At 68.8% G+C, this 15,514-nt stretch carries 11 protein-coding genes and 3 tRNA genes; 3 read left to right on the plus strand and 11 right to left on the minus strand.

Annotated features, from left to right (window positions below; genetic code table 11):
- Window positions 1–79: 79 nt before the first annotated feature.
- The 6 genes from GZ997_RS03315 to GZ997_RS03340 all read right to left on the minus strand — a co-directional run bounded on the left by GZ997_RS03315 (window position 80) and on the right by GZ997_RS03340 (window position 7,856).
- A complete protein-coding gene (locus GZ997_RS03315; RefSeq protein WP_162678845.1) occupies window positions 80–1,816 on the minus strand; it encodes an ABC transporter ATP-binding protein in 1,737 nt (578 codons plus the stop codon).
- Window positions 1,816–3,855: an ABC transporter ATP-binding protein gene (locus GZ997_RS03320; RefSeq protein WP_162678846.1), complete on the minus strand. Its 2,040-nt coding sequence runs from the start codon at window positions 3,853–3,855 to the stop codon at window positions 1,816–1,818. The genes GZ997_RS03315 and GZ997_RS03320 overlap by 1 nt, the downstream gene beginning before the upstream one ends.
- Before the next feature lie 199 nt (window positions 3,856–4,054).
- Window positions 4,055–4,666 carry an NAD(P)H-dependent oxidoreductase gene (locus GZ997_RS03325; protein WP_161923404.1) on the minus strand — a complete coding sequence of 204 codons (612 nt, stop codon included), beginning with the start codon at window positions 4,664–4,666 and terminating at the stop codon, window positions 4,055–4,057.
- A 184-nt stretch (window positions 4,667–4,850) separates the two neighbouring features.
- A complete protein-coding gene (locus GZ997_RS03330; RefSeq protein WP_162678847.1) occupies window positions 4,851–6,218 on the minus strand; it encodes an FtsX-like permease family protein in 1,368 nt (455 codons plus the stop codon).
- Between the two features lie 26 nt (window positions 6,219–6,244).
- Window positions 6,245–7,402 (minus strand): ABC transporter ATP-binding protein, encoded by a 1,158-nt coding sequence (locus tag GZ997_RS03335; protein WP_238994224.1) that lies wholly within the window; start codon window positions 7,400–7,402, stop codon window positions 6,245–6,247.
- Window positions 7,403–7,466: 64 nt separating this feature from the next.
- Window positions 7,467–7,856 carry a metallopeptidase family protein gene (locus GZ997_RS03340; RefSeq protein WP_162678848.1) on the minus strand — a complete coding sequence of 130 codons (390 nt, stop codon included), beginning with the start codon at window positions 7,854–7,856 and terminating at the stop codon, window positions 7,467–7,469.
- A gap of 263 nt (window positions 7,857–8,119) precedes the next feature.
- Here GZ997_RS03340 and GZ997_RS03345 point away from each other — a divergent pair.
- From GZ997_RS03345 to GZ997_RS03355, 3 genes are all read left to right on the plus strand, one after another.
- A tRNA-Glu gene (locus tag GZ997_RS03345) sits at window positions 8,120–8,192 on the plus strand.
- A gap of 25 nt (window positions 8,193–8,217) precedes the next feature.
- Window positions 8,218–8,291: transfer RNA gene (locus tag GZ997_RS03350), tRNA-Asp, on the plus strand.
- A gap of 47 nt (window positions 8,292–8,338) precedes the next feature.
- Window positions 8,339–8,411: transfer RNA gene (locus GZ997_RS03355), tRNA-Phe, on the plus strand.
- Window positions 8,412–8,758: 347 nt separating this feature from the next.
- Here the strand turns inward: GZ997_RS03355 and GZ997_RS03360 are convergent.
- The 5 genes from GZ997_RS03360 to GZ997_RS03380 all read right to left on the minus strand — a co-directional run bounded on the left by GZ997_RS03360 (window position 8,759) and on the right by GZ997_RS03380 (window position 14,639).
- The gene (locus GZ997_RS03360; protein ID WP_162678849.1) at window positions 8,759–9,772 is read right to left on the minus strand and encodes a LacI family DNA-binding transcriptional regulator; all 1,014 of its coding nucleotides are present in this window, start codon (window positions 9,770–9,772) and stop codon (window positions 8,759–8,761) included.
- Window positions 9,773–9,791: 19 nt separating this feature from the next.
- A complete protein-coding gene (locus tag GZ997_RS03365) occupies window positions 9,792–11,228 on the minus strand; it encodes a GH1 family beta-glucosidase (protein ID WP_162678850.1) in 1,437 nt (478 codons plus the stop codon).
- Window positions 11,225–12,157, minus strand: a complete 933-nt coding sequence (locus tag GZ997_RS03370) for a carbohydrate ABC transporter permease (RefSeq protein ID WP_161923410.1) — start codon at window positions 12,155–12,157, stop codon at window positions 11,225–11,227. Before GZ997_RS03370 ends, GZ997_RS03365 begins: the two co-directional genes overlap by 4 nt.
- Window positions 12,154–13,245 (minus strand): sugar ABC transporter permease, encoded by a 1,092-nt coding sequence (locus tag GZ997_RS03375; protein ID WP_161923411.1) that lies wholly within the window; start codon window positions 13,243–13,245, stop codon window positions 12,154–12,156. Before GZ997_RS03375 ends, GZ997_RS03370 begins: the two co-directional genes overlap by 4 nt.
- Before the next feature lie 107 nt (window positions 13,246–13,352).
- Window positions 13,353–14,639, minus strand: coding sequence for an extracellular solute-binding protein (locus tag GZ997_RS03380; RefSeq protein WP_343212258.1), 1,287 nt, complete (start codon window positions 14,637–14,639; stop codon window positions 13,353–13,355).
- Between the last annotated feature and the right edge of the window lie 875 nt (window positions 14,640–15,514).

The raw sequence follows: 15,514 nt of genomic DNA on the forward strand, positions 1-15,514 counted from the left end.
GTGGGGCGCTGGCGCAGCCCAGCACTGACACAAGGTGAGGGGCCGGCCTGACGCAATCATTGCCGCCCGTTTGACGGGCCTACTCTTGGCTCCAGGCCTCCCACAAGCTCGCATACTCTCCGCCGAGGGCGACCAACTCGTCATGCGTACCCAGCTCCACGATGCGACCCTCCAGCATCACCGCGACCCGATCCGCGTCCTGAGCCGTGTACAGGCGGTGCGCCACCTCGATCACCGTGCGCCCGGCCAGCGCCGTCGACAGTGTCCTCTCCAAGGTCCGAGCCGCGTGCGGGTCGAGCAACGACGTCGCCTCGTCCAGGATCAGTGTGTGCGGATCCAGCAGCACCAGTCGTGCCAGCGCCACCTCCTGCGCTTGCGCCGGCGTAAGCGTCAAGTTCCCCGAACCGACCAGCGTGTGCATGCCATCGGGCAGCTCATCCACCCACTTGTGCGCACCGATGGCGGCGATCGCGTTGGCGATGGTCACGTCGTCGGCCTCCGGGCGGCCCAGGCGCACGTTGTCGGCGATCGTCCCTGCGAACACGTGCTGCTCCTGCGTGACCAGCGCCACGTGCCTACGCAGCTCCGTTTCAGGCAGATCCGTCAGCGGTACGCCACCAACCGTCACGGAACCGGATGTGGGTGGGTTGATGCCGGCCAGCATGCGCCCCAGCGTCGACTTGCCCGACCCGGACGGGCCGACGACGGCGAGCCGCTCACCAGGCACCAGGTCCAGGTCGATCCCGTGGAGCACCTCCAGCCCCTCCCGGTAGGCGAAGCGGACGTCACGTAGACGCATGTGCGTGTCGGCAGGGACGGCCCCGGTGGGGGTGCGGTCGTCCGGCACCTCCTCCACGCCCAGGATGCGCGTGAGCGAGGCCTGGGACACCTGCACCTGGTCAATCCAGTACATCAGCTGGCCAATCGGCTTGCGCAGCTCCATGGCGTACAAGGTCACCGTGGTGATAGCACCTAGGCTCACCCACCCGCGAGACGCCAGAAAACCTCCCCACAGCAGAATCACCACCACCGGGGCCCGCCACGCCACATCCAGCACCAGGTACAGGCGCACCCGCAGCCAGGCAGTGAACTTCTCCAGGCTCCAGGCCTCCGCGACTGACGCGGCGATGACCTCCTCCCGCCGACGCCCTATCCCCAGCGCGTCAACCGTGAACACATGGTCCACCGTCTCCGAGACGACGCCATTCACCCGCGCATCGGCGGCTGAGCCGGCACGGTATGCGGGCACCGAGATCGGCAGGTACCAGCGCATCATCGCCCACACCGGCGGGCCCACCACCAGCAGCCCTGCCGCCAGCAGCGGATTGGACACCGCCGCCGCGGCGATAGTGAAGACAATCGTCACCGTGCAAACCATGATCTGGGGCACGCCCACCCGCACCAGGAACTCGATGCGGGAAACGTCATTAGTGGTGCGACCCACCAGGTCGCCGGTGCCCGCGGACTCGACGGCTGACAGCGGCAGGTGCACCACCCGGTTCATCATGCGCTCGCGCAGGTCCGCGAACACGGACTCCCCGAGGGTGCGCGCACGCATCTGCGCAAAGCGGTTGATCAGCGCCCCGACGAGCGTGACCAGCACGATCACCAGGACGATCTTGTCCACATAATCGACCGTGGCGGTACCCGCAGACACGCGGGTCACCAGCCGACCCAGCAGCTGTGGGGCTACCAGGGTGGCCAGCACCGCGGCTATCTGCAGCACCAGCACCCACACGAATCGCATGCGGTAGGCGGCCATGATGCCGAAGGTCTTGCGCATGGCCACCTTGCCGGGGGCTACGGGCAGTGCCATCAGGGCTTCACCTCCTCGGTGGGGACGACGGCGTCCTGCTGGAACTGCGCCGTGCCCGCCCCGTGCCGAGACTGCGCCGTGCCCGCCCCGTGCCGAGACTGCGCCGTGCCCGCCCCGTGCCGAGACTGCGCCGTGCCCGCGTCCTGTCCTATCGCGCGGGCTACGACTCCCCGGTAGGCAACAGCGTCCGGCTCGCCGGCGCGCGCACGGGCGAGCAGCTCCCGGTGCGGGGCGCGTAGGCGCTCGCGGCCGGCGTGATCGAGGAAGACGACCTCGTCGCAGGCCTCTAGAACCAAGGGCGAGGCGGTTGTGATGACTGTGGTGCTACCGGACCGGGCGTCGCGCAGGCGACGTGCCACGCGGGCCTCCGTATGCGAGTCCAGCGCACTGGTCGGCTCAACCAGCACCAGTGTGGGCGCCTGCGTAAGCAGTGCCCGAGCCAGGGCGACGCGCTGGCGCTGACCACCGGACAATGACCTGCCGCGCTCGGTGATCATGCCCGCCAGGCCCAGGTCCAGCGAGGACAGGACGTCGTGGGCGTCAGCCACCTCCAAGGCGGCGAGCAGCCGCTCATCGCCGTCCACATGCGTCACCGCCGCGTGCACGTTCTGGTCTACGTCTGCCACCCCAACCCGATCGCGCTCCGCAGCCACCAGGGCAGCAACATCTACCGGCACGGGGGAGGCGGCTCCGCGCGCGTCCAAAGCCTCACGCAGGGTCCCGGTGAACAGTTGCGCCGTGGCCCCGGAGACCACGACGGAGGCGCGCACCTGCGCCAGGGGAAGTTCCGTCAGCGGGCGGCCGGCGAGCGTGACGGCCGGAGCGGCGTCGTCGAAGCGGCCCAGGCGAACGGCCAGCTCGGCGGATACGTCCGGATCCGCCGCCACGAGCGCGGTCATGCGCCCCGCGGCCACGCGCACGCCGGAGCCGGAGTCCAACAGGTCGCCGGCGATCCGCTCCGGGCGGGCCGGATCGAGGACCAGCCGCTCCTCAACCGTGCCGGCCTCGGGCCTGACCACAAGCAGGCGGGCCAGGCGCCGCACCCCCACCAGGGCGCGCGTGTAGTCCTGCACCGAGTAGGAGAAGACCATCAGGGGCCAGGACAGGTAGGCGGTATAACCGTAGAAGGTCACCAGCTCGCCGGCGGTGATCGCCCCCGTGATCGCCATCCGGGCTGCCGCCCAGACGACGACGGCGACGAACAGCCCTGGCAGCAGCACCTGCAGGCTCATCAGCACCGACTGGGTTCCGGCCACGGCCACACCGCGGCGCCGCAACTCCTGCGAGGCCTCCTGGTAGCGGCGCGCGAACACGTCCTCCCCGCCGATCCCGCGCAGAATCCGCAGCCCGGCAACAGTGTCGGTGGTGATAGTGGTAAGCGCCGACTGGGCCTCGCGCTGCACCGACTGGCGCCGCTGCAGCGGCCGGATGACGGGAGTAACCGCCCATGCCACCAGCGGCATCCCCACCAGCACGATCACACCCAGCCGCACCGACGTGCTCAGCATCACTGCGGCGACCACCAGGAAGGCGCAGGCCGATCCGATCAGCTCCGGAAGCCGCTCGGCAAAGTTACCGATGTACTGCGCATCCGAGGCGACAATCGAGGCGACCTCCCCGGAGGACACCTGTCGGGTCAGGCCGGCGCCGGTGGTGGACACCTGGCGGCCGACCAGGCGGCCGATGTCGAAGTTGATCCGCATCCACGCGTGGATGCGGAAGTAAGACAACATCGTGTCACCCACCGCGTACACGATGAACAGCCCCAGCAGCGTGAGCGCGATCGCCCAGACCCTGGGGTTCAGGCCATGCTCAATGCCGGCGTCCAAGGCGGCACCCAGGAATGAGGGCACAATCGCCTGAATGATGCTGGAGATGATCGCCGCCAAGGTGGCGACGGTCAGCGGGGCGGCGGCGCGCCGTAGCAGCCAGCGCAACAGCCGCCCCGGAGTAATGCCTGAGGGGGGCTGGGGGAGCGGGGCATTCGGTTGCGGCAGGAGCCGCCGGGCGGCGGCGCGGAAGGAACGGGGTTGAGGCATCGTGGCATGAGGTTAGCCGCCCACGGGCTCCCGGGCGCCGTAGTCCCATGTGGGAAGAGACGCCTCCCAATGGGGAATAGGCTGAAACGGCACCTGAAATGCCGACCCACCGCCCCGGCGCCCCACCGCCCCGACGCCGGGCATGAGACGGGCGGGATACCCGCCTCCGGTGGAGGTACCGGCGGTGCTGCGGAAGGTGCTACTGGTAGGTGTCCAGTACGCGCAGCTTGCGCGAAGTCACATAGCGGGCGTAGGCCTTGGCGCGCGCCTCCAGGTCCGCCGTGTGCATCGTCGTCGCCCCCGGGGTGACGAAGGGCTCGAGGTACTCGGTGCCAATGATCACGCTGGTGGCCTGGAAGGGGCGCAGCACGTCGTTCATGGTGTAGCCGGAGGAGGCGGCGTCACGGTCGCGGCGGCGCCGCCGGAACAGCACATCGGTGACCGAGCGGCGGGTGTCGAAGCGCCGATAGTGGGCCGCCACCGCACCGGCGGACACGGCCAGAAGCAGCTCCTTGCCCTGCAGGGCGTCCCCGTTGGTGCCGTAGGCCCAGCCCCACGTCAGGACGTCGTCCTCCCACTTCTTCAGCAAAGGCGGACTGGAGTACCACTGAATCGGGAACTGCAGCACGATTCGATCCGTGCGCTCCAGCAAGTCCTGCTCGGCCTCGACATCGAAGTTGAAGTCGGGGTACAGCGCGTACATGTCTCGGATCTCGACTCCCTCCAGGCCCTCCGCCGCCTGCGCCAGGCGCAGGTTGATGGTGGACTGGCTGAGATCGGGGTGGAAGATGAAGATGGTTGTCTTCGCCATGGCATTCCTCAACAGGTGCGGGCGGGGCCTTTGCTGCCCGGGGCTGGATGCGGCGGGAGCGGGTGGAGGCCACCCGCCTCGTCGCAGAGGCTAAACGGGCATGTAATTGCATCGTAACGGAATCGGGCGGGGTTATGCAGGTGCCCCGCGAGGTTGTGTGGCCGACACGACTTGCGGTGCGGCCTCACCAGCTCGGCTCCGGCGTCGCCCCCGGTGCAGAGGCGCCTGCCCGCCTGCCCGTGGGTATAACAGCAATAACCGCTGCGGACAGTATGCCGACGCCGCAGCCGAGCGCCAGCAGCAGTGCCAGCTGCCGCCCGGGGATGGCAGGCGCGCCACCGCCCAGTCCGGTCAGCACGTCCTCGGTGGCCCCGGCCAGGAGCAGGCCGACCGCCGCACCCAGCACGATTCCTGCGGCAGTAGCGAGTACGAACTCGCACAGAAGCTGCGCGGCGCGCTGGCCGCGGGTCTGTCCGAGCGCCAGCATGAGCACACCCTCGTCCGTGCGCGCGCGGGTCCCTGCCGCCAGGGCCGCCGCTGCACACAGGCCGCTGAGCGCGCTCGCGCCCGCCATGAGCGTTGGCAGCGCCTCCAGCTGCGCGGTCACCGGTTCCGGGGAGAGCCCCTCCGCGGTGCCGTGCGCGAGGGCGGCGCGCAGCGAGACTGCCTGGGTTGCGCCCGCGCTCGCCGCCATGGCGGCGAGCATCGGGGCCACCGCGATGGCTGCCGCGCCGCGTGGATCGGCCGCCAGGTGGCGCAGTGCCAGCCGGCCGCTGGAACCCAGGCGCGCCGGCAGGCCCAGTAGGGCTACCAGGGGCTGCAGCAGAGTAGGCAGGCCCACCAGTAGGCCGGTGAGCAGCGCTCCGGCAGCGAGGCCCAGTATGCCGACGCGGTGGGGCAGGGTGTCCATGCGCCAGGCGACCCCGGTGCCGACAGCACCGATGGCCAGGAGTGCGATGCCGCAGATGCCGCCGACTCCGGGCAGGTCCGCCTGCCGCGGCGCAGCCGGGAGCGGGGATGGTGCCGGCCCCGCCGGGAGGCCGGCCGCGTGCAGGGCAGGCGGCAGGGCGCCGACCAGCGTTGCCAGCAGGGTGGCGCCGATGGCCAGCTCCAGCGGCAGCAGCGCCTCATCGGAGTCCCAGGGCACGGTGAGAACCGACGGGATCTCAGCGGAGGGCAGCCGCGATGCCCCCAAGCCGGCGAGCAGCCCGAGCGCGCCGCCCAGCAACCCGATGGTGAGCGCCTGGGCGACTACCGCCCCCAGCAGCATCGGCGTCGACACCCCATTCGCCTTGAGAAGCGCAAGCGCCCCGGCGCGTCGCCGCAGGCTACTGCTGAACGTCGCGGCTATGACCAGCGCTACCGCCAGCCCTATCAGGATTGCGAACAGCAGGACCAGGGCGCGTCCATATGCGCCGAGCTGCGTCCCGGCCTCGCCGAGGGCCGGGGCCCCGGTGCCGTGACCGCCCGCCGCCACGGTGAAGGCGCCGGCCATGCAGACCGTCGCTGCGGCGGCGACCACCGCGAGCAGAAGTGAGGGACCCGGTCCCATGCGCACGCCGCGCCAGACCACGCGAATCACTGGTAGCCCCAGGGGTTGTTGCGGTCGGCGTTGTCAGTGCCGCCCGTGTCGGTGGAGCGGCTCGGGCGGCGCCCGCCTCCGCCCCGGCGCTCGCCCGGGTCATCCCAGTCGTGGGGGGCCGCGTCGTAGGTGCGTGCGTTCCGTCCGGGGCGGGACCGCTCGCCGGTGTCCTCCCAGTCGCGGGGACGGTCGCCGCGGGAACGGGCGGGCCTGCGCGCGCTGAGTGGCTGCGCCCAGGCCTCCTCTACCTGCGAGACCTCCCGCTCACCCCCGCCGACGCCGATTCCAGCACGGGACGGGTCACCCAGGTCGTGCAGCGCGTCCAGGAGCCGATCCCGGTCGGGCTGGTTCATCTCGGCTACGACATTGCCGTCGTGCAGGAACAGGACCGTATCCGCCTGGGCGGCAACCTCGGCGTCGTGGGTGGCGACGACGACGCTCTGCTCCAGCTCGTCGACCGCAGTACGCAGAATGCGCAGTACCTGCATCGCGGCCGCCGAGCCGAGGGCTCCGGTCGGCTCGTCGGCGAGCACTACCGCGGGGGCGCCGAGGAGCGCGCGGGCGCAGGCCACGCGCTGCGCCAGTTCCGGGGTCAGCTCGCCGACGCCGTAATCGAGGCGGCCACGCAGGCCGGCGACGTCGACGATCCGGTCCAGGCGCGCCGTGTCAACCTGCCGTCGGGCCAGGGTGAGTGGCAGGGTGATGTTCTCTACGACGCTCAGGGAGGGGACGAGGTTCTGGGACTCGAAGATCAGTCCGATCCGCTCGCGGCGCAGTTGGGTCAGGCGTCGTTGGTTGAGCAGGGAGATCTCCTCGCCGGCAAGGATGATGGTTCCGGAGGTGGGTGTCTCCAAGCCCGCCAGACAGCGCAGTAGGGTGGTCTTGCCGGCACCGGACGGGCCGAGGATGGCGGTCAGGCGCCCGTGTGCCAGATGCGCGTCCACCGACTCCAGGGCGGTGACGGCGCTCTGCTCGTCGCCGAAGATCTTGGACAGGTTGCGGGCGGTGATTACCGGATCCCCCACCGGTCCGTGGGCTACCAGCCCCTCTGGGCGGCGGCGGCTCATGCGCGTCTCGCGGCGAGGCGGCGTTGACGAGGTGCTCAGATGGCGTGCCTCGGGCGATGATGGGTCCCCAGGTGCGGCTGTGGTCATAACGGTAGTGTCACATGTAATAGCGGTGGGAGTGAAGCGCATGTGCCCGCGTGGCTGCCGGTTTTTACTCCCAGCCGAGCTCGTGCAGGCGCGTATCCGAGATGCCGAAGTGGTGGGCAACCTCATGAATGACCGTCACCGCCACCTGCTCGACCAGTTCCTGGCGTGAGCTGCACCAGCGTTGCAGTGGTCCTTGGAAGATGAGGATGCGGTCGGGCAGGACCAGGGACCAGCCGGCGTCGCGCTCGGTCAGCGGTACGCCTTCGTACAGGCCCAGCAGTGTGGGCCTGCCGTCTTCGTCGTAGTCCGCGTCGGTGAGCATCTCCGGATCTGGCTCGTCCTCGACCAGCACCACTACGTTGTCCATCTGAGTTGCGAGTTCCTCCGGGATCATCTCCAGGGCGTCCGCCACGGCGGCTTCGAACTCGGTCTCGGACAGGTACGTCGGGCTCATGTACGGAAGCCTGCCACGGGGGCGCCGTGCGGGCCGTCATAAGGGCCGTCACGTCATACATGCCGCGGAGAGGGCGCCCGCAGTCCGCAGGGAAGCCTGCCGACTCCGCGTTCCGGCGTCGGCGTCGGAGGCGGTATCGGTGGTGCGGTGCCGCCTGCTCGAATGCTGGTGAGCAGGCTCACGCCCCGAAGATTTGCGCAGAGACGGTCCGGCCCAATACCGTACATCCCGGTTCGAGGCGCGACGACGCCAAGGGCAACCGGGCCCCCATCGTCTAGCGGCCTAGGACCCCGCCCTTTCACGGCGGTAGCACGGGTTCGAATCCCGTTGGGGGTACGAGTCACGTACAGTGATGAATATTGGCCTCGTGGCGCAGTTGGTTAGCGCGCCGCCCTGTCACGGCGGAGGTCGCGGGTTCAAGTCCCGTCGAGGTCGCGGATGCGGGTCGCTCAGTCGGAAACGGCTGGGCGATCACGCCTCTAGGCTCTGTAGCTCAGTTGGTAGAGCGTTCGACTGAAAATCGAAAGGTCACCGGATCGACGCCGGTCGGAGCCACGGCGATGGCCCTCGGGACTCACAAGGTCCCGGGGGCTTCGCTCATTTTCGGCCCCGCACCGTGACAGGGGTCGCCGGTGCGGGTGGTGGCCTCCGGCGTCGGGGCTGGTATGGCTTTGCACGACACTGCACGACCTTGGTGTGCACTCCACGACCCCGGGGTGGTCGTGCAACGCACACCAAGGTCGTGGAACACGGCCCGAGGTCGTGCAAGACACGGGGGCGGGTCAGCGGCTCGGGACTCGGACGCGTGGGCCGTGCTTCGTCCCGGCTCTGGCCCGGCGCTGTCCCGGGGTGGATCTAGTGGCGTGGTGGCAATTGCGCGACCCCGAGCCCCAGCCGGCTTGTCAGCAGGACTGCCGTACCACCAGCCGGGTCGGCACGAGCACCGGCTGCCCGTCCCAGGTCTCATCCAGGATTGCGCGCAGCATGTCGGTGGCGGCCCGGCCCAAGACATCGGTGGGGTTGTCCACGGAAGTCAGCGGTGGGTCGGCCAGGGCCGCATCCGGCCCGTTGTCGCACGAGACCAGTTTGACGTCGTCTGGTACCTGCAGTCCCCGCTCCCGCCACGCCGCCAGAGCCGCCAGGGCCATCTGGTCGGAGGACGCGAAGACGCCGTCGATCTCACCCGACTCGATCCGCGGTGCCAGGGCCTCGCCGGCCGCGCGCCCCGACTCGACGGTGAAGGCGCCCTCCCGCAGGACCGGATCGATCCCTGCCCTGCCCAGCACCTCGCGGAAGCCCCGGAGGCGGTCGTGAGCGGCCACCATGTCCAGCGGGCCGGTAATAATCGCCGGGCGCTGTACGCCCCGGTCCAGCAGGTGCTCGGCGGCTAGCCTGCCGGCGGAGACGTTGTCCAGGTCCACCCACGAGGCGGGGGAGTTGTGGGCTAGGGGGCGCCCAATGAACACCACCGGTAGCTGCACGCCCATGATGGCCTCCACCTGCCCGCTGAAGCGGTGGTGGGAAATGACGATCGCACCATCGACCGAACCGTTGCGCAGGTACTTCGCCGCGCGGCGGCCGTGGCCGGCCTGATCCCCGAAGACCATGACCAGCTGGATATCCGCGGCGTCCAGGTGGTGGGAGATCTCCTGGACCGTCCGAGTCAGGAAGGGATCGGAGAAGATCAGTTGATCCGGCTCAGGAATGACGACGGCGACGGTTCCGGTGCGGCGTGAGACCAGGGCGCGGGCGGCAGAGTTGGGGATGTACCCCAGTGAGGCGACCGCCGCCCTGACAGCCTTGGTCTTCTTCTCGGTTACACCGGTGTCCCCGCGGACCACGCGCGAGGCGGTGGCGCGAGAGACGCCGGCGGCACGGGCCACATCCTCCAGCGTGATCCTTTCCGATGAGCGCATGCGTGTCTCCGTCCGCGTGTCAGTCCAGTTCAAAACCGTTGTTGCGTACAACCGCTGAGAACCACTCGGCCGAGGCCTTGGGGATTCGCGCGAGTGTGCTGTAATCAACCCGGACGATACCGAAGCGCTTGGTGTAGCCGCGGGCCCACTCGAAGTTGTCCAGCAGCGACCACACCAGGTACCCCTCCACGCGGGCGCCGGCGGCGATGGCATCGTGCACGGCGATCAGGTGGTCACGGATGTAGGCCAGACGGTCCAGGTCCTCGACTCGCCCGTGCGCGTCGGGCTCATCGCGGTAGGCGGCTCCGTTCTCCGTGATGACAATCGGGATGCCGGCTGCGTTAGGGCCGGCCGTGGAGGTGTACTCGCGGTCCAGCCGCAGCAGTAGCTCATACAGGTCGCGGGGCTCCACCTGCCAGCCCATGTCCGTGACCGGCAGGTCCTGCGGCTCCGCACGGACGTTCTCGGAGCCCACATGCGGTGAGGGCCCCGCCCCCGCCGCCGGCCCGCCGAACATGCGTCCCGGCTCGGGGCCGGCCACGGTCTGGCCGTTGTAGAAGTTCACCCCCAGCACGTCGATGGGTTCGCTGATGGCCTCCATGTCGCCCGCGCGCACCCAGTCGTGGATGTCCGCCCAGGTAGCCATGTCCGCCACGACGTCGGCCGGGTAGCTGCCGTGTATCAGCGCCTCCAGGAACAGCCGGTTCTGGGTGCCGTCCACCCTGCGGGCGGCATCGCGGTCGACGACGCTAGACGGGCTAGCCGGGTGAGTGGGGGAGAAGTTCAGCGTGATGCCGATGCGGGGGCTGCGGCCCGCGGCGGCTGCGGCCTCCCGCAGCGCGCGCACCGCCAGGCCGTGCCCCAGCATGAGGTGGTGCGCCGCGGCCACCGCCTGTGCCGGCTCGTTGACCGCGGGTGCGTGCTCCGCGCCCGCGTAGGACAGGAAGGATGAGCACCAGGGCTCATTCAGCGTGGTCCAGGTGTCCACCTTGCCGCCCAGGCGTGCGTACACGGCCCGGGCGTAGTCGGCGAAGGCCTCGGCGGTGGAGCGGGCGGTCCAGCCGCCCTCCTCCTGCAGGGCCTGCGGCAGGTCCCAGTGGTACAGCGTCAGCCACGGCTCGATGCCGGCCGCGCGCAGGGCGTCGACTAGGTGCGCATAGAAGTCCAGGCCCTTCGCGTTCACTGTGTGCCCGTCGGGCATGACCCGGGCCCAGGACACCGAGAAGCGGTAGGTAGGGTATCCCAGCTCCTTGATGAGGGCGACGTCGTCATCGACCCGGTGGTAGTGATCGCAGGCCACCTCTATGTTGGAGGCGTCATCGATGGCGCCGGGGCGGCGGCACAGGACGTCCCAGATGGAGTCCCCCTTGCCATCCTCGTGGGCGGCGCCCTCGACCTGCGCGGCGGCGGTAGCCACGCCCCAGCGGAATCCGGGCGGGAAGGTGATTGCGGTCATCCCTTGACAGCTCCTTGCATGATGCCGGAGACCAGCTGGCGGCCGGCGAAGACGAACAGGATCAGCAGTGGCACGGTGGCAACGACCACGCCCGCCATGATCAGTGAGTAGTCCTTGAAGTAGGAGGCCTGCAGCAGCTGCAGGGCGACCGGCAGGGTCGGGTTCTTCGCCCCCAGGACGATGAAGGGCCAGAAGAAGTTCGTCCATGAGCCCACGAAGGTGAACAGGGCCAGCATCGACGCCGCGGGCCGGGCCGCCGGCAGTGCCACCGACCAGAAGGTGCGGAACATGGAGGCCCCGTCCACGCGCGCGGCCTCAATCAGCTCGTACGGCAGGGCGTCGCGGATGTACTGGGTCATCCAGAACACGCCGAAGGCGGAGACCATTGCCGGCACAATCACGGCGATCAACTGCCCGGTCCACCCCAGCCTGGCCATCACGATGAACAGCGGGACCACGCCCAGCTGCGCGGGCACGGCCATGGTGGCGATGACGAAGGTCAGCAGGCCGTCGCGCCCCCGGAAGCGGAGCTTGGAGAAGGCGTAGCCGGCCAGCGTGGAGAAGAACACCACCGACACTGACACGACGCCCGAGACGATCAGGGAGTTGATGAAGGCTCCCCGCAGGTCGATGCCGGAGTTGACCACCCGGGTGATGTTGTCGACCAGCTCCCCCTTGGGGAGCAGTGAGGGGATCGGGTGCTTGGCGATCTCGGCGGCGTTGGAGGTGGCCAGCAGGAACGCGAAGTACAGCGGGTAGGCGCTGATCAGGACGGCGGCGATCAGGAAGACGTAGCCCACCGGCCCCGGACGGCGGTCGGGACCGAATCCCCGGTGCGATCCTCTGGCCCGACGGCGAGCGGCGGCGCGGGCCGCCCGCTTGCCCGCGGTCTGCTCGATCATCGCCACCGACGGCTCGTTGCTGCTCATGACAGGGCTCCTTCCTGGACGCGGCTGTTGCCGGCGCGGCGGGCGGCGGTGCGGTGCTGTGCGCGTCGGGGGCGCCGTCGTCGTCCGGATCTGGCGGGATCGGTGCCGGAGGAGGCAATACGCCGGGTGAGCAGGAAGCTGAGGGAGGCGAACAGCAGGATGATCAGGAACAGGATCCAGGCGACCGCTGAGGCCCGGCCGAAGCTCTTCTGCGGTCCCCAGCCCAGCTGGTACAGGTACATGGTCAGCGTCAGCCACTGGTTGTCGGCGCCGCCGTTGCCCATGGTGTCGAACATGCGCGGCTCGTCGAAGATCTGCAGGCCACCGATGGTGGAGTTGATGACCACGAACATGATCGTGGAGCGCAGCTGGGGGATGGTGACCGACCAGAACTGGCGCATGCGGCCGGCGCCGTCGACCGTGGCGGCCTCATACAGCTCGCGGGGGATGGCCTGCATGGCCGCCAGGATGATCAGGGCGTTGTAGCCGGTCCAGCGGAAGTTGACCATGTTCGCGATTGCGATGTGGGACCAGAAGGCCGAGGCGTGCCAGCCGATCGGGCCGATCCCGACCTGACCGAGGATGGCATTGACCATGCCGGACTGGTCGGCGAAGAGCTTGGAGAAGATGATGGACACGGCCACGGGGGCCACGACGTAGGGCAGCAGCACGCCCATGCGCCAGAAGGTCTTCGCCCGCAGGTTGGTGTGGAGGACGTAGGCGATGAGAATCGCCAGGATGATCTGCGGAACGCTGGAGAGCAGGAAGATGGAGAAGGTGTTGCGCAGGGCGATCCAGAAGTTCGGCTGCTGCAGCACGTTGACGTAGTTGTCCACCCCGGTGAATCCCTGGTCGCCGCCGATCAGGTGCCACTTGTGGAATGAGACCCACGCCGTGTACAGCAGCGGATACAGGCCCGTGATGGCGAAGACTACGAAGAACGGGGCGATGTACAGGTAGGGAGAGACGACGAAGTCGAGCCGCCCCAGCTTGTCGCGTCGGGACATAGAACCACGCCGCTGCGTACGCGTCGGCGGGTTGGGCGCGGGTTCGCGCGAGGCCTTCAAAGGGGTCGCTGCTGGCGTCATTGCCGGTCCTTTCCGGTCAGCGGTGGGGGAGCGGCGGTGGCGCGGTCCGGCACGCAGTGCGTGCAGCCGCGGGCTGCGCCACCGCCGTTGGCTGGTGCGAGCGAGGACTACTCGATTCCGAGTTGGCGGAACTCGCTCAGCGCCTTGTCCCAGGAGGAGTCGGCGTCGTCGGTGCCGTCCACGTCCACGCGCGTGAGGGCGTCGGTGACGACGGTGGTGATGGCAAAGAAGTTCGTGCCCTTGTACGGGGAGACCGCGATCTTCTTGGACATGTCGGAGTAGATCTGGCCGATCGGGGCGTTGTTGAAGAACTCATTGCTGTACTCCAGCAGGGCCGGGTCATCCAGCGCCGCAGTCTGCGAGGGGAAGTTGCCCTTCGTCTGGAAGGCCGTGATCTGCTGCTCGGGGGCCGTCAGCCAGTCGGCCAGGGCCTTGGCCTCCTCCTGGTGCTCGCCCTGGGTGGGGACGGTCAGGTAGGACCCGCCCCAGTTTCCGCCGCCGCCGGGGAAGACCGGGGCCACGTCCCAGCCCTCAACGCCGGCGGCATTGCCCTCGACGACGCCGAGCATCCACGGCGGGCAGAGCATGGTGGCGAAGCCGTCGTTCTGGAAGGCGTTGACCCAGTCCTCGCTCCACTGCGACAGGCCCGCGGACAGCCCGTCCTCGGACTGGTCGAGGATCGTGTCGTAGGTGCTGCGGATGGTGTTGTTGGACTCCAGGGGGATGACGGTGTCGTCGTCGTTCTCGAAGGGGTTCTCGATCTGATTGAGCATGCCCTGGTAGGTGCCGGTCGCGGAGTCGTACCAGGGAATGCCGGTGGCGTCGACGAACTGCTTGCCGACCTTGAAGTAGTTGTCCCAGTCGCCGTCGAGTAGTTCGGCGACTTCCTCGCGGTCGGTGGGCAGGCCGGCCTGCTTGAACAGGTCGGCGCGGTAGCACACGGCCTCCGGGCCGGCGTCGGTGCCGTAGCCGATGAGCTTGCCGTCGGCGGTGGTGGCCGGGGCGGTCTTGAACTCGGGCCAGCGGCCTGTGACCGAGTCGGAGGACAGGTCGACGAACTGGTCGGAGTACTGCATGAGCTCGGGCAGCCAGTCCATCTCGATGGCCTCGACGTCCGCCAGGCCCGAGCCGGCGGCCAGGCGGGTGTTCATGTTGTCGCGTGCCTCGTTGGAGGTGGCGGCCTTCTTCTCTACGACCTTGATGCCCGGGTTCTGCTCCATGTACTCCTCGAGCAGGGCGTCGTAGCCGAACTCGTTGAAGGTGGCGATGGTGAGGGTGATGTTGCCGTCCGCGTCAGCCCCGGAGGATCCGGAGCCTCCCGATCCGCAGCCGGCGAGGGCGAGCGCGCCGACGGCGATGACGCCTAGGCCGGCCATTGCCTGCTTCTTGAACACGATGTCTCCTTTTGTGTGGGATGCGTGGCGCACCCGTGCGCCATAAGTGTTCGCTGAGAGCGCTCTCTATATGGCCATCATTGGGTGAGAGCGCTCTCAAGAGGTGGATTAATCATGACACATCTACGCCGCCACGTCCACTCGCGGAGACTGGGCGGCCGCCGTCGGGCAGGTCTGTTGTCGTGTGGCTCTTCCCTCGGGCGCTGGGCCGCTGGGTCTTGTCTGTACGCGTGGTCTTGGCGCGAACGCGTGTTCGTGAAGAGTCGTCGCTCTTAACGTTTGAACTGTTGGCACGCCTGGTGGGTGGTTCCGGGGCGGTGCTTGACGTCCGTGGGTGAACATGTGGGCGCCTCTACAACGCCCCGTGGCGCGTCGGCCCGAGGCAACTGTATGCGCCGACGCTCCGCTTGCTTGCGGTCGATCGGCGCCAGTCTTTCGAACCGCAAACAGCCACATGTCCCAGACGCCGCCAACCCCCACCTATACAACCTCAAACGGGAAGAGCCACTTACGTTCTCCGTGTCCAAATCGATGACAAACACTGCCTACGGCCGCGGGGGCCGATCTGACACCCGCATGATTCCAACGTTCTGTTCGCGGCCGCTGCCGTCTCCTACCTCGTTTGTCATAGATCTGGACACTCCCTGCCCTCGCCTGCCGGATATCCAGCGGCAAGCTGCCCGGCGTCGACGGCGGTCGGCGAGCAGGCGAGCATCCGACACTGCATGCGCTGGACACCACGCCACAGGCCCCATTCCCATGCGGAGAAGCCTGTTTTGTCGCCGCGCTTCAGTGGAGCCCGGGAAGACGATGGGTGGAAGCTGGCCCGCCGCCGGGGCATCTGCCTCAATGGAGCCCGGTCGTGGAGACCGGGA

The organism is Actinomyces sp. 565 (assembly GCF_010365615.1).
Classification (GTDB): Bacteria; Actinomycetota; Actinomycetes; order Actinomycetales; family Actinomycetaceae; genus Actinomyces.